This is a genomic window from Variovorax durovernensis (genome assembly GCF_977011995.1).
In genome coordinates this window covers 1045820-1059975 of record NZ_CDRNCW010000002.1, presented here as the reverse complement: position 1 = coordinate 1059975, position 14156 = coordinate 1045820, and the positions used below count along the sequence as shown (strand labels likewise).

Annotated in this window: 9 protein-coding genes; 8 read left to right on the top strand and 1 reads right to left on the bottom strand. The window is 67.2% G+C overall.

What is annotated here, in order from left to right:
- Window positions 1-54 precede the first annotated feature (54 nt).
- The 4 genes from ACWV14_RS36795 to ACWV14_RS36780 all read left to right on the top strand — a co-directional run bounded on the left by ACWV14_RS36795 (window position 55) and on the right by ACWV14_RS36780 (window position 7251).
- Window positions 55-1551, top strand: a complete 1497-nt coding sequence (locus ACWV14_RS36795) for a PAS domain S-box protein (protein WP_454908756.1) — start codon at window positions 55-57, stop codon at window positions 1549-1551.
- On the top strand, window positions 1548-2297 hold the full coding sequence (locus ACWV14_RS36790) for a class I SAM-dependent methyltransferase (RefSeq protein ID WP_454908755.1): 750 nt from the start codon (window positions 1548-1550) through the stop codon (window positions 2295-2297). The genes ACWV14_RS36795 and ACWV14_RS36790 overlap by 4 nt, the downstream gene beginning before the upstream one ends.
- A gap of 157 nt (window positions 2298-2454) precedes the next feature.
- Entirely contained in the window at window positions 2455-4134 is a 1680-nt protein-coding gene (locus tag ACWV14_RS36785; RefSeq protein WP_454908754.1) for a ShlB/FhaC/HecB family hemolysin secretion/activation protein, read from the top strand.
- Window positions 4135-4188: 54 nt separating this feature from the next.
- Window positions 4189-7251, top strand: a complete 3063-nt coding sequence (locus tag ACWV14_RS36780; RefSeq protein WP_454908753.1) for a two-partner secretion domain-containing protein — start codon at window positions 4189-4191, stop codon at window positions 7249-7251.
- 43 nt (window positions 7252-7294) lie between these two features.
- Here ACWV14_RS36780 and ACWV14_RS36775 read toward each other — a convergent pair whose 3' ends face one another.
- A complete protein-coding gene (locus ACWV14_RS36775; protein ID WP_454908752.1) occupies window positions 7295-8188 on the bottom strand; it encodes a LysR family transcriptional regulator in 894 nt (297 codons plus the stop codon).
- 155 nt (window positions 8189-8343) lie between these two features.
- Here ACWV14_RS36775 and ACWV14_RS36770 point away from each other — a divergent pair, with 155 nt between their 5' ends.
- From ACWV14_RS36770 to ACWV14_RS36755, 4 genes are all read left to right on the top strand, one after another.
- Complete coding sequence (locus ACWV14_RS36770) at window positions 8344-9351, top strand: Bug family tripartite tricarboxylate transporter substrate binding protein (protein ID WP_454908751.1); 1008 nt, start codon at window positions 8344-8346, stop codon at window positions 9349-9351.
- A gap of 5 nt (window positions 9352-9356) precedes the next feature.
- Window positions 9357-11081 carry an IlvD/Edd family dehydratase gene (locus ACWV14_RS36765; RefSeq protein ID WP_454908750.1) on the top strand — a complete coding sequence of 575 codons (1725 nt, stop codon included), beginning with the start codon at window positions 9357-9359 and terminating at the stop codon, window positions 11079-11081.
- A 209-nt stretch (window positions 11082-11290) separates the two neighbouring features.
- The gene (locus ACWV14_RS36760; protein WP_454908749.1) at window positions 11291-12472 is read left to right on the top strand and encodes an MBL fold metallo-hydrolase; all 1182 of its coding nucleotides are present in this window, start codon (window positions 11291-11293) and stop codon (window positions 12470-12472) included.
- A gap of 199 nt (window positions 12473-12671) precedes the next feature.
- Complete coding sequence (locus tag ACWV14_RS36755) at window positions 12672-14141, top strand: aminotransferase-like domain-containing protein (RefSeq protein ID WP_454908748.1); 1470 nt, start codon at window positions 12672-12674, stop codon at window positions 14139-14141.
- Window positions 14142-14156 lie beyond the last annotated feature (15 nt).

Sequence of the window (14156 nt, the reverse complement as noted above, 5' to 3'; positions counted from 1 at the left end):
CAGCCGGGTTCTAATGGCGCGCATGCGGGACTTCCGCTGATCAATACGTACACCATGAACGATCGCGTTCTACAGACCCAGACCGACAGGCGCCAGCTCCAGCAGATCATCACCGGGCTCACCGAGGGCGTGATGCTGATCGAGCCCGACCAGCGCATCGTCTGGGCCAACGAGGCCGCCCTGAAGATGCACGGCGTGGACAAGGTGGCCGAACTGGGCGGCGACGTGACGCAGTACCGCGAGCGTTTTCGCCTGCGCTACCGCAACAACCACCCACTGCAGGAAGGCCAGTACCCCATCGAGCGCGTGATCGCCGGCGAATGCTTCAGCGACGTGATCGTCGAGGTGTTTCCGGCGCACGACGACAGCGTCAACTGGGTGCACCGCGTGCGCAGCCTGGTGCTGACCAACAGCGACGGCGAGCCCGACTGCCTGGCGCTCATCCTGCACGATGCCAGCGAGTGGGCCAGCGCCGAGAACCGCTTCGAGAAGACCTTCAATGCCAACCCGGCACCGGCCGTGATCTGCCGGCTGAGCGACCAGCGCTACATCAAGGTCAACCAGGGCTTCCTGGAGATGACCGGCTATGTGCGCGAGCAGGTCATCGGGCGCTCGGTATACCAGCTCGACGTTTTCGAGAATGCCGACAGGCGCGACCTGGCGGTGGAGCGGCTCGGCGAAGGCGGCACCATCCCGCAGATGGAGGCCGAGCTTCGGCTGCCCGATGGCGGCCACAAGCCGGTGGTGGTGGCGGGCCAGCCGATCGACATCGGAGACGAGGCCTGCATGCTCTTCACCTTCATGGACCTGGAGCCGCGGCGCAAGGCCGAGAGCACCCTGCGGCAGAGCGAGGAACGGTTCCAGAAGGCGTTTCGCATGCTGCCCGTGCCCAGCGCGGTGCTCAGGGCGGAGGACCTGGTTTTCCTGGACATCAACGAGGCGTTCAGCGCCGCCACAGGCTACGCGAGCGAGGATGTCGTGGGACGGGCCGGCGAAGAGGCCGGGGTCTGGCCGGGCGAAGTCCCATCGAAGATCGCGCAGCGGCTCGCCCCGGGCGCCAGCGTGAGGAATGCGGATTTCAGGATCGGCCGCAAGGAGGGCGATCCGATCGACGCACTGGTGTCCGCCGAGACAGTCACCATCAACGGACAGGAGTGCGTGCTTCTTGCGTGGCTGGACATCACCGATCGCAAGCGCTCCGAACTCGAACTTGTCAGCGCCATCGAGACGGTGATGCAGGACGCTTCCTGGTTCAGTCGATCGCTCATCGAGAAGCTGGCGAATGTGAAACGCGCCGGCAACTCCGCAGAACTCGGGGATCTCACGAAGCGTGAACGCGACGTCTTCGATTCGCTGTGCCGGGGGCATTCGGACAAGGAGATCGCGAAAGAACTCGGCGTGGCGCTGAGTACTGTGCGCAATCACGTCGCAACGATCTATGCCAAGCTGGATGTCCACAGCCGGGGTGAAGCGTTGCTCTGGGCGCGCGACCATGGATGCTTCGTGGCGTCGAAGCCCGCGGCGCAGAGTTCGGCTGAACGAAGCGAATGAAATCCTTTGATGAACTGGTGGCCCAGGCCGAAGCAGCCGACGTGAGCGGCTGGGGCTTCGATTGGCTGGCGCAGCGTGCCACCGAGGAGCGCCCGCCGTGGGGCTATGCCCGCCTGCTGGCCCAGCGGTTGGCCGGGGTGGCGTCGGCGCTGGACCTGGACACGGGCGGCGGCGAGGTGCTGGACGAGGCTGCCCGTTTTCCGCCGCTGATGTGCGCCACGGAAGCCTGGCCGCCCAACGCCCGCAAGGCGAAGGAGCGCCTGGGTCCGCGTGGCGTGCAGGTGGTGGAGACGGCGGGCGATGCCGGTCTGCCCTTCGCCGACGCGTCTTTCGAGCTGGTCACATCGCGGCATCCGGTGCGTCCGGATTGGCGCGAGATCCATCGCGTTCTGCAGCCGGGCGGGTGCTACTTCGCGCAGCACGTGGGGCCGGCCTCGGCCTTCGAGCTGATCGAGCATTTCCTGGGGCCGCTGCCGGTGCAGCGGCGTATGCGCGATCCCCGGGACGAAGCTGCGGCGGCGCATGCCGCGGGACTGACCGTGACGGATCTGCGCACCGCGCGCTGCCGCATGGTGTTCCATGACGTGGGCGCGGTGGTCTGGATTCTGCGCAAGTGCGTGTGGTGGGTGCCGGACTTCTCGACGGGCAAGTACCGGGACGAGTTGCTTGCGCTCGATCGTCGTATGCGCCAAGGCGAGGCTTTTGTCGCTCACTCGAGCCGCCATCTGATCGAGGCGCGGCGCTGAAGCCATCTTCCCGGCATCGACAAAATACGCGTCAACGTGTAAGATTTTTATAACAAAATGTTACACTTCTTGTTCGATGAGTCCACTTGTTCCGCGGCGGCCCCGGCGCTTGCTGCAAAGCGCCCCCGCACAAGCCCTGCCGCTGCTCCGAAGCCCGGTGTTCCGAACCGCGGCCGTGGCGTCGCTGCTTGCATCGGCTTCGGGCGCGTCCTGGGCACAGGTGCCGGCGGTGGCGCCCCTTGCGACCCTTCCGAATGCGGGCCAGCTCCTCGAGCAGACGCTCACCCCGACGCCGGCTCCCCGTTCCACCGATCAGGTGCTGCCGTCCTCGGCGCCACCGCCCGCCCTTGCGCCGCAGGGCGGTCTGCGTGTGCGCGTGACCGCGGTTCGCGTGACGGGCTCGCAGGCGTTCCCCGAGGCCGAACTCGCCCGGCTGGTCGATGACCTGCCCGGTGGCGATCGCAGCCTGGACGACCTCCAGAGCGCGGTCGAGCGCGTCACGCGGCACTACCGCGCGCACGGCTACATGCTGGCGCGTGCCTACCTCCCGGCACAGGACCTTGCTGCCGGCCAGGTCGAGATCCGGGTGCTCGAGGGCCGGCTGGGTGCCGTGCGTCTCGACAACACCTCGCGGCAATCCGACGGCTTCGTGCGGCAGCAACTGGATGCGCTGCAGCCGGGCCAGCCTGTGCAGGCACGGCCGCTGGAGCGCAGCCTGCTGCTGCTCGCCGACACGCCCGGCCTCGACGTCCGCTCGAGCTTGCGTCCCGGCGCATCGGTGGGTACCAGCGACCTGGACATCGCGGTGCGCGACGCGGCACGCGTCAACGGCGACCTGAGCCTGGACAACCATGGCAGCCGGGCCACCGGCCAGGCCCGCCTCGGTGGCGGCATCACGGTGAACGACCCCTTCGGCCTGGGCGATGCGCTGCAGTTGCGCGGCCTGAGCGGGGGCGGGGGATTGAACTTCGCGCGCGCCGCCTACCAGGTGCCGGTGGGTGCTTCCGGCACGCGGCTGGGCGCTTCCTACAGCGCGCTGGACTATCGCCTCGGCAAGGAATTCGATGTGCTGGAGGCGCACGGCACCGCGCGGATCGCCAGCGTGTTTCTCACGCATCCGTTCGTGCGCAGCCGCGCGGCCAACCTCAGCGGCCAGATCGTCTACGAGCAGAAGCGGCTGGACGACCGCATCGACCTGACCTCGACGGCGTCTCGGCGGCGCCTGAACAACGTCACGCTCGGTCTGTCGGGCGACCGCGTCGACGCGACGCCCGGCGGCGGCGTCACCCAGGGCAGCCTCGGCCTGACGTTCGGCAAGCTGTCGCTCGACGGCACCGACACGGCGCTGGATGCCCAGGGCCTGCGCAGCCAGGGCCACTTCGCCAAGGCCAACTTGTGGCTGCGCCGCCTGCAGCCGCTGAGTGAACGGCTGCAGCTGCATGCGCAGTTCAGCGCGCAGGCGACCAACCGCAACCTCGACAGCGCCGAGAAGATGGCGCTCGGCGGCGTCTACGGCGTGAGGGCGTATCCGCAGGGCGAGGCGCCCTCGGACGACGCCTGGCTCGCCAACCTGGAGTTGCGCTACAGCGTGGCCGCGGCCTGGCAGGCACTGCTTTTCTACGACGCCGCGAGCGGGCGGCTGAGCCACGACCCGGTGGCCGGCGCCGCGCCCGGCACCAACCACCGCAAGCTCTCGGGCGGCGGCTTCGGGGTGCGCTGGAGCCATCCGCAAGGCTACAGCCTGCTGACCACCGTGGCCTGGCGCACGTCGGGCGCGCCCACGGCGGAGCGCGACCGCAGCCCGAGGCTGTGGCTGCAGCTGGGCAAGAGCTTCTGAGCGGCGGCCGCGAGCCGAAACGCATCCAACATCGACATTGACGGGAGATAACCCATGAATCACTGCGAACGATGGACCTGGCGTGCCGCGCTGCTTGCCGCCCTGGGCGTGGGCGGGCCCGCATTCGCGATGCCGCAGGGCGGCGCCGTGAGCGCAGGGCAGGGCGCCATCACGGTCGATGGCAACACCACCACGGTCACCCAGCAGAGTGGCCGCCTGGCGGTGAACTGGAACAGCTTCGGCATCGGCGCCAACGAGACGGTGCGCTTCGTGCAGCCGGGGGCCGGCGCGGTCGCGCTGAACCGGGTGCTCGGCACCGAAGCCTCGGCCATCTACGGCCGGCTGGAAGCCAACGGGCAGGTCTTCCTGCTCAATCCCAACGGCATCCTGTTCGGCGCTGGCGCGCAGGTCAACGTGGGCGGCCTGGTGGCCAGCACCCTCGGCCTGGGCGACGCGGACTTCCTGGCGGGGCGTTACCGCTTCACCAGCACCGGCCTCTCGCCGGCCGGCGTCACCAACCAGGGGCAGATCACCGCGTCGGACGGCGGCTATGTCGCGCTGCTCGGCGGCCAGGTCAGCAACCAGGGCACGGTCGTCGCGCGGCTGGGCAGCGTGGCAATGGCCGCGGGCAGCGACATCACGCTGGACTTCGCGGGTGACGGCCTGCTGGGCCTGACGGTGAACCGGGGCGCGCTCGATGCGCTGGTGCACAACGGCCAGGCCATCCGCGCCGATGGCGGCCAGGTCCTGATGACGGCGCGGGCGGCGGACGACGTGGTGCGCGCCGCGGTGAACAACGAAGGCGTCGTCGAGGCGCGCGCGCTGGAAAACCGGGCCGGCCGCATCGTGCTGGCGGCCGAGGGCGCAAAGGCCGAGATTCACGCGGGCGGCACGCTGGACGCCAGCGGCGGCGGCCGCGTGCTGGCCGATGCGCACGCGGGTGACCTCTCGGTCGATGGGCGCGTCGATGTGTCGAACGCGCAGGGCGCCGGCGGCACGGTGCATCTGCTGGGTGGGCGCGTCGGCCTGTTCGGCAACGCGCAGGTCGATGCCGGCGGCCGCGACGGCGGCGGCACCGTGCTGGTCGGCGGCGACTTCCAGGGCAAGAACGCGGACGTGCACAACGCCCGCCAGACCGTGCTGTCGGTCAACGCCCGAATCGATGCCAGCGCCACCGGCCAGGGGAATGGCGGGCGCGTCATCGTCTGGTCCGACGGGCAGACCGTGGCGCAGGGCGCCATCGCCGCGCGAGGCGGGGCGAACGGTGGCAACGGCGGTTTCGTCGAGGTGTCGGGCAAGGACACGCTGGGCTTCAGCGCCAGGGTCGACACCACCGCGGCGAAGGGGTCGATGGGCACGCTGCTGCTGGACCCCACCGACCTGGACATCATCGATTGCCGTGACCCGTGCGGCTTCAACACGCCGATCATCGGCTTCGGGGATCTGCCTTCCGGCGGTTTGTCGACGGTGTTCGGCTCCACGCTCAGCGCCGCCACCACCAACGTCAGCCTGCAGGCGACCAACAGCATCAATTTCTACGATCCGGTGTCGGTGGCGGCGGCCGGCCTGTCGTTGACTGCGGAAGCGGGCAACGCGATCAATGTCTACAACACGATCCATGCGCCCGGCACCGTCACCCTGAAGGCGCCCGGGATCTACATCTCTTCCAGCGTCGACGCCGGCGAGCGCGTCAGCCTGCTGGCCGACGGCCTGATCGTGAGCAGCGGTGCGGGCGCCCTCGTCAATGCGCCGTCGGTGACGATCAAGCCCTACAGCGACGGCTTCGGCCTGAACATCGGAGGGTCCGCCACCGGGTCGGCGCTCACGATTTCAACGGGCACGCTCAGCGGCATCTCCGCGTATGCGACGCTCACGCTGCAGGGGCAGGACATCACGCTCAACACGGTGCTCAACCGCCCCGGCGATACCGTGATGGCGGCCGACCGGACGTTCACCAATACGATCGCGAACGGCATGTCTTCGAGCGGCCGCTACCTGGTCTATGCGGCCGACCCGGCCACCAGCACCCGCAACGTCACGTCCGGCTTCAGCAAGCACTACGACGTGAGCTATACCGGCACCACGCCCGCCTACGCGAGCACCGGCAACTGGTTCTTCTACAGCGTGGCGCCCACGCTGCAGATCACCCCCGATGGCGGCACCGTCGTCTACGGCAGCGCCGTGCCCGGCGGCTACACGCTCGGCGCGGGCGGCTTCATCGACGGTGACAGCGCGGCGAGCGCCGGCCTGTCCGGCACCGCGACCTTCGGGTTGCCCACGGCCAGCTATTCGAGCGGCGGGCATCTCAATGTCGGAACCTACGGCATGGACTACACCGGCGGCCTGCTTTCCAGCCTGGGCTACCGCTTCGTCTCGGTACCGGGCAGCAGCCTGAGCGTGACGCCCGCGTCCGTGACGGTTGCGAGCGCTCCTGTGGGCAAGGTCTACGACGGCACCACGACGGCGTCGTTCGGGACGGTCGCGTTCAGCGGCATGCTGGCGGGCGACAGCCTCGGCTTGGCGGGCAGCCTGCACTTCGCCGATGCGAACGTGGGGGCCGGCAAGTTGCTCGCCGGCAGCGTGGTGCTTTCAGGGGCCGATGCGGCGAACTACCTGCTGACGGCCCCGACGCTCACCGGCGACATCACGCCGGCCCGCCTGCTGGTGCGCGCGCTGGACGATGCCCGGACGGCCAACGGCACGCCGTACCAGGGCGGCGCCGGCGTGGTCTACGACGGCTTCGTCGGCGGTGAATCCGCAGGCGTGCTGGGTGGACAACTGCGCTACGGCGGCACGGCGCAGGGCGCATCGGCAGCGGGGCGCTACACGATCACGGCGAGTGGACTGCAGGCGACCAACTACGACATTCGCTATGCCGACGGCACGCTGGTCCTGCGCGAGCAAGCGCAGGTGCCGCCTGGCGTTGCGGCTTCGCAACCCGAAGCGTTGGCCGTGCCAGGGATCTGGACTGGACAGGCGCAGCGCCGTCGTTCGGCCGTGGTCGCCGCGCTTTCCGCCACCCGGGACGAATCGTCAAGCAGCGACGACACGCCGGCGGAACTGCTCACCGTGGTGGGCAGCGGCATGCGCCTGCCGGAAGGACTCGTGGGCGAGTGAACAGGCCGCGATAGATCGGATACGCGAGGTGGTGGTCGCTCCCTCAGCGTGCGTTCCCGGGCCGGGAGCCTACGAACAGGCTTTCAGCCTGCGCCAGGAACATGCGGGCGATCGGAGCGCGAGGACTGTGTGAGCTCCATATGAAACCGCTCTTGCGGACAGGCGCGACGCCGGGCAGCGGGACACGCTGAATGGACAGCCCGCTGGACCAAAGTGCGGACCAGTCGGGCAACAGCGAGATGCCCAGGCGCTGGTCGACCATGGCCGCGATGGACATCAGGCCGTTGATTTCCAGCCGTGTATGCGGGGACAGCGCGTGCTGACGCAGATACCGGTCGGCCATCTGTCCCCCGACCACCGAGCGGTCGTACTGGATGAATGGCTCCGTGCGCAGGAGGTCGTGCGCCTCGCGGTGGGCCAGTTCGTGCGGGACGACGACCACCAGCGGCTCCTCCATCAAGACGCGCCACTCGCAGGTCTTCGGAATGGCGAATTGCGGCTCGACCACGACGGCCGCATCCAGGTCGCCGGTCGCCACCATCCGGCAGAGCTCCGTGGAAGCATTCGATACGACGGAGACCGAGAGGTTGGGATTGCTGGCATACAGCCTGCGCAACACAGGCGGGAGAACCGTTGTGAGCGCCGAGACGAAGCTGCCCAACCTGAGTTCTCCCAACTGCACCTTCTCATTGGCGAGCGCACGGATGTCTCGTTCGTCGCGAAGCATGTTGCGCGCGCTGTCGAAGATGTTCAGGCCCGCGGCCGTGGGCTTCACCACACGGCCTGAACGCCGAACGAGGTGCGTGCCCAGTTCTTCCTCGAGTGCCTTGAGCCTGGCCGCCACGGCGGCAGCGGTCATGTCGAGCCGACGCGCAGCTTCAGCGATCGATCCGCATTCGACCGTCGTGACGAAGCTTCGGATGTAGCGCAAGTCCATGGAGAAAGGGGTTCCTGAGGGAGGCGTTTCTTCAGGCGCCGATGGCGAACCGCAAAAGCGAAAAAATATTTTAGTCTGAACCAATCGCAAGCAAATTGTTTGAAGTTCTCCGGTGGCCGACCATTGCGGTCACAGATACAGAAGGAGACATCGAAATGGTCAGGAAAATCGTCCATCAAGGGCGCCGGAACGTCGTGTTCGCAGGTGTCGCATCGGCACTTGCCGGGGCCCTGCCGGTGCGAGCCGCCGCTGCCGCATACCCCGACAAGCCCGTCTCGATGGTGGTCCCGTTCCCGCCAGGAGGCGCAACCGACATCATCGGCCGGGTCATTGCCGCCGAGCTTTCCACCGCGCTGGGCAAGCAGGTGATCGTCGACAACCGGGGCGGTGCCGGAGGCAACATCGGCGCTCAGGCGGTCGCCAAGGCGCCTGCCGATGGCTACACCATCTTGATGGGGGCCCTGACCTCCCACGCCACCATCGCCACGCTGGAAAAGGACAGGGTCCGCTATAACCTGGTCAGGGACTTCTCCACGGTCGCGGTGGTCGGCAGCGTGCCGCTGGTGTTCGTCGCGACCCCTTCGCTCCTGGTGAAATCCATGCAGGAACTCGTTGCCTACATCAAGGCCAACCCTGGCAAGGTCTCGTTCGGCTCCTCCGGCGCCGGCGCGCCTCAACGGATGGCGTCAGAGATGCTCAAGACGCAGTACAAGCTGGCGACTGAACATATTCCCTACCGCGGCAGCGGACCGGCGATCACGGACCTGGTGGGCGGGCAGCTGCAGTTCATGGCGGAAACCGTGCCCGCCGTCCAGCAGTTCATCAAGGGCGGCAAGCTCACGCCCCTGGCCGTGGCTGCCGCCAATCGCGACCCCAACCTGCCGGAGGTGCCCACTACAGCGGAAGCAGGGTTTCCCAATCTCCTGGTCAGCTCCACCTTCGGCGTCCTCGTCCCGGCCGCAACGCCCAGGGACATCGTGCAGAAGCTGAACGTGGAGATCTACAAGGCCTTGCAAAAGCCTAGCGTACGGGCGCAACTCGCCCTGCAGGGTGTCGCCCCCCAGACCGCACTGACCCCCGAAGCGGCTCAGGACAGGTTGAAGGCTGAAGTGGCGAAATGGGCCAAGGTCATCGACGAAGCAAACATCAAACTGGACGAGTAAAGAACATGAGCGAAGAACCCAAGGGTCTCAAAAAGGGCCTGACGAACTACGGCGACCAAGGCTTCTCGATGTTCCTGCGCAAGGCGTTCATCAAGGGCGCGGGCTACACCGACGATGCGCTGGACCGCCCGGTCATCGGCATCACCAACACCGGAAGCGGCTACAACCCCTGCCACGGAAACATGCCCCAGCTCATCGAGGCCGTGAAGCGCGGCGTCATGCTGGCTGGTGGGTTGCCGATGGACTTCCCCACGATCTCGGTCCACGAGAGCTTCTCGGCACCGACAAGCATGTACCTGCGCAACCTCATGTCGATGGACACCGAGGAACTCGTGCGGGCGCAGCCCATGGATGCCGTGGTCCTCATCGGCGGCTGTGACAAGACGGTGCCCGCGCAACTGATGGGTGCCGCCTCGGCAGGCATTCCAGCCATCCAGCTGATCACCGGGTCGATGCTCACAGGCAGCCACCGCGGCGAACGCGTCGGCGCCTGCACGGACTGCCGTCGGTACTGGGGCAAGTTCCGCGCGGAGGAGATCGACGCCGAAGAGATTTCCGACGTCAACAACCAGCTGGTCGCAAGTGTCGGCACCTGCTCGGTCATGGGCACGGCCAGCACCATGGCGTGCGTGGCCGAGGCGCTCGGCATGACCGTGCCCGGCGGGGCCTCGCCGCCCGCGGTGACCGCGGACCGCATTCGCATTGCGGAGCAAACCGGCGCCCAGGCGGTCGAGCTGGCCCGCAAGGGCCTGACGATCGACAAGATCCTGACCCCGGCAGCTTTCGAAAACGCGCTTCGCGTTCTCCTCGCCATCGGCGGCTCGACCAACGGCATCGTGCACCTGACCGCGATCGCCGGCCGCCTGGGCATCGACATCGACCTGGCGGGGCTCGATCGCATGGGCACCGAGACACCTGTGCTCGTGGACCTCAAGCCGTCCGGCCAGCACTACATGGAAGACTTCCACAAAGCTGGCGGTATGGCGACCTTGCTGCGCGAGCTCAAACCGCTGCTGAGACTGGAAGCCTTGACCGTCACCGGCCGCACGCTGGGAGAGGAAATCGAATTGGCGGGCCATGGGTTTGCCCAGGACGTCGTGCGGCCCTTCAACAACCCGATCTATCCGCAAGGCGGCATCGCGGTGCTTCGCGGCAACCTGGCACCCGGAGGCGCGATCATCAAGCAATCGGCCGCGCATCCGGAATTGATGGAGCACGAGGGACGCGCCGTCGTCTTCGAGAACAGCGAGGACCTTGCATCCCGGGTGGACAGCGACGACCTGGACGTCAAGGCCGACGACATCCTGGTGCTCAAGAACATCGGGCCGAAGGGCGCGCCCGGCATGCCGGAAGCCGGCTACATCCCCATTCCGCGCAAGCTCGCGCGTGCAGGCGTCAAAGACATCGTCCGCATTTCCGACGGGCGCATGAGTGGCACGGCGTTCGGAACCATCGTGCTGCATGTCACCCCCGAAGCCGCCGTCGGCGGTCCGCTGGCGTACGTGCGAAATGGCGATCGCATCCGGCTGAGTGTTCGGAATCGAGAGATCGTTCTGCTCGTCACGGACGACGAACTGGCCATCCGTGCATCGCAGACCACGATCGTGGAGCCCACCGCGGAGCGTGGCTACCGAAAGCTTTTCCTGCAGACGGTCACCCAGGCCGACAAGGGTGTCGACTTCGACTTCCTGCGCGCGCCACGGGTGGTGGGCAAGGCACCCGAAAAGTAGGCGCCCGAACGCCGGTGCGGGCCTCCGGGTCAACGCCCGGTTTCAAAAAATCGAGGAAGACGTCCATGCGGGTCCTTCAGGGACTGTGCGCAGGGGGCAGTCGCGTCTGCCTGGCTGCCGCGCTCGCCCACGGCGTCTGGAGATGAGATCCCGGTACCTCAAGCGCCACCGGCCGCTTTTCCTTTGCCGGCTAAAAACAGGAGACAACAATGAGCATGAAGATCAGAGATCTGGTGGTTGCAGCAACCGTGACCGGCGTTGCGGTGGCAACACTCGTGGCTTGCGGCGGAGGCTCGGGTGGGGAGGTTCCGATCGCCGGGATCTGGAGCGGCGGGGAGCCAGCCGGGGGAAGCTCCGTGGGCGCAAACCCGACCGAGACACCACCGCCCGATCCCCTTGCAGATGCGCCCCAATCGATGAAGATCACATGGTTCGGCATCTCGAATTACCACTATCAGCTCGGCAACCTGGGCATCCTGCTCGACGGCGAAACGCGTGCGCAAGGGTCTGCGCCGGATCCCGCGTCGGTCAAGAAAGCGTTTGCTTCATTGACGCACGAGGGCACCATCGACGCAATTCTGGTGGGCCATGACCACGGCGACCATTCGTTGCAGATTCCCGAGTGGGGTCGCCAGACGGGCAAGCCCGTGTACGCGCCAGCGACGGTGTGCCAGAAGATGGTCGCAGCCGGCCTGCCCGCTTCGCAATGCACATCGCTGATCGGCGGCGAGAAAATCGAACTGAACAAGTTCGTGAACGTGCATGTCGTGCGCTATGTCCATAGCGTCGACTGCGGTGCGTTCAGCAACGGTGTGGGCGGCCCCGAGACGTTCGGCTACCTCATCACGGCGCAGACCCGCAAGAAGGGCGAAGTCCTCAGCCTCTTCGTCAACGACAGCGGTGCGGGGGGAACAGACCTCACAACACCGCGCGTGGCCAACGGCGTGACTTACGGCTCCCCGCTTGCCAACCTGGCGAAAGCAGTCAAGGAGGCGCAACTCCCCCACATCGATGTCTGGCAAGTGGGCCCCGAGGCTCGCGTCGTGAACCAGGCGCGCATCATCGTTCCGGCATTCGACGTGCGCACCCTGATGCCGACGCACCAGAACCAGCGCGCCAACACGTTGAGTGCTTTCGATCTCAACTACGGCACCCACTACGCGACAAGCGTGGACGACCAGCCGAAGCTGAAGGCGTTCCTGCAAGACGCAGGCGTACCGCAGATTCTGCCGACCAACTACTTCGACAGGTGGGAGTACAGCAAGTCAGGTGTCGTGAAGGTCGGCAACGCTGCTGCAAAGGCAGATTGGGGCCTCCCCGCCGACGGCCCCGGCCCAGGCGTCCAAGGCGCCAATCCACGCGCCGGCGCCTTGGAGTGCCCTGCCGACTGACGACGGCAAGGTCACCCGGCCTGTCTCGAAGATGTTCTCAAGCTTGTGCTCACGTGTTTGAACCGCCGCATCGCTTGCTTGAGCGCTTCATCCTGTTCGGGGTGCCGGTTGCAACGGCTTGCATCGCAGGGCGCAATCAGTAGACTGCCAGAACCCCACCCACCCAGCCGGCAGTCGACCGAGGCGCGGTGCCCACACCATGCCCCATCGTCCGAACGCTGCTTCGACGCGGTACGAACTTCTGGCTCTGGAGCTAGAGCAGCAGATTGCCGGTGGCGTGCTGCGCCCTGGCGACCGCCTGCCTTCCGTGCGCCAGGCCTGTTCCAGCCGGGGCTTGAGCGCGAGTACGGTGTTCCAGGCCTACTATCTGCTCGAATCGCGCGGCCTGGTGCGCGCGGTGTCACGGTCGGGCTACTTCGTCACGGCTCGCGCCGACGGGACGTCGCTGCCGGCACCGGAAATGTCGCAGCCGCGATCCGGATCGCAGCCTGTCGAGATCAACGACCTGATCTACGCGTGCCTCGGCTCCGCGCGCGCGCGCAACATCGTGCCTCTGGGTTCTGCGTTCCTCAGCCCGACGCTGTTTCCGCTGGACAGGTTGCGGCGCGCCCTGGTCTCCAGCATGCGGCGGCTCGACCCCTGGCGCATGGCCGAAGACCTGCCGCCCGGCAACCTGCAGCTCAAACGCGAGATCGCGAAACGTTATCTGCGCCAAGGCTTTGCCGTGGCTAGCGACGAGATCGTGCTCACGCACGGAGCGATGGACGCATTGAACCTGTGCCTCAATGCGGTTGCGCGGCCCGGCGACGCGGTGGTGGTGGAGTCCCCCACTTTCTACGTGGCGTTGCAGGCGCTGCAGCGGCTGGGCCTGCGCGCCATCGAAGTGCCGACCCATGTGCGCGAGGGCATCGATCTCGGTCGTCTGGCGCAGGTGATGGCGCTCCACAGTCCGAAGGCCTGCTGGCTGATGACGACCTTTCAGAACCCCCTGGGCAGCCTGATGCCCGAAGCGAAGAAGCGCGACCTCGTCGCGCTGCTCGCCCGGCACGATGTGCCGTTGATCGAAGACGATGTCTATTCCGAGCTTTACGAAGGCAAGGTCGCCCCGCTGCCGGCCAAGGCCTTCGACCGACGCGGCCTGGTGCTGCACTGCTCGTCGTTTTCCAAGTGCCTGGCTCCAGGCTACCGCGTCGGCTGGGCCGCGCCCGGCCGGTTCACACGCGAGGTCGAACGGCTGAAGTTGTCGACGAGCCTGTCAGGTTCGATTCCTGTGCAGGCGGCGCTGGCAGCGTACCTCCAAGAAGGTGGCTACGACCGGCACTTGCGAAGCCTGCGAATGTCGCTGCAGGCGCAGCGCAACAGCCTGTTCGACGCCGTGCACCGGCTTTTTCCCGACGGAACGCGGGTCGTGCGGCCGGCGGGCGGCTATTTCGTGTGGGTCGAGTTGCCCAGCGGCGTCGACGCGATGGCCTTGCACGGGGCCGCGCTGGCGCAGCACATCAGCCTGGCCCCGGGGCCGATGTTCTCTGCGCGGGCGGAGTTCCGGCACCACATCCGGTTGACCTGCGGCCAGCCCTGGAATGAAACGCTGGAACGCGCCACGCGCACGCTGGCAAGGCTGGTCGACGACGCACCGCGCGACGCGACGGCTTCTCAACCGTCGATCTGATCCGGTCGTTCGGGC

What these genes read in the sequence shown, in the direction of transcription:
- ACWV14_RS36795 (WP_454908756.1), top strand. Translation starts at nt 55, where the DNA reads ATGAACGATCGCGTTCTACAGACCCAGACCGACAGGCGCCAGCTCCAG.
- ACWV14_RS36790 (WP_454908755.1), top strand. Translation starts at nt 1,548, where the DNA reads ATGAAATCCTTTGATGAACTGGTGGCCCAGGCCGAAGCAGCCGACGTG.
- ACWV14_RS36780 (WP_454908753.1), top strand. Translation starts at nt 4,189, where the DNA reads ATGAATCACTGCGAACGATGGACCTGGCGTGCCGCGCTGCTTGCCGCC.
- ACWV14_RS36775 (WP_454908752.1), bottom strand. Translation starts at nt 8,188, where the DNA reads ATGGACTTGCGCTACATCCGAAGCTTCGTCACGACGGTCGAATGCGGA.
- ACWV14_RS36770 (WP_454908751.1), top strand. Translation starts at nt 8,344, where the DNA reads ATGGTCAGGAAAATCGTCCATCAAGGGCGCCGGAACGTCGTGTTCGCA.
- ACWV14_RS36765 (WP_454908750.1), top strand. Translation starts at nt 9,357, where the DNA reads ATGAGCGAAGAACCCAAGGGTCTCAAAAAGGGCCTGACGAACTACGGC.
- ACWV14_RS36760 (WP_454908749.1), top strand. Translation starts at nt 11,291, where the DNA reads ATGAGCATGAAGATCAGAGATCTGGTGGTTGCAGCAACCGTGACCGGC.
- ACWV14_RS36755 (WP_454908748.1), top strand. Translation starts at nt 12,672, where the DNA reads ATGCCCCATCGTCCGAACGCTGCTTCGACGCGGTACGAACTTCTGGCT.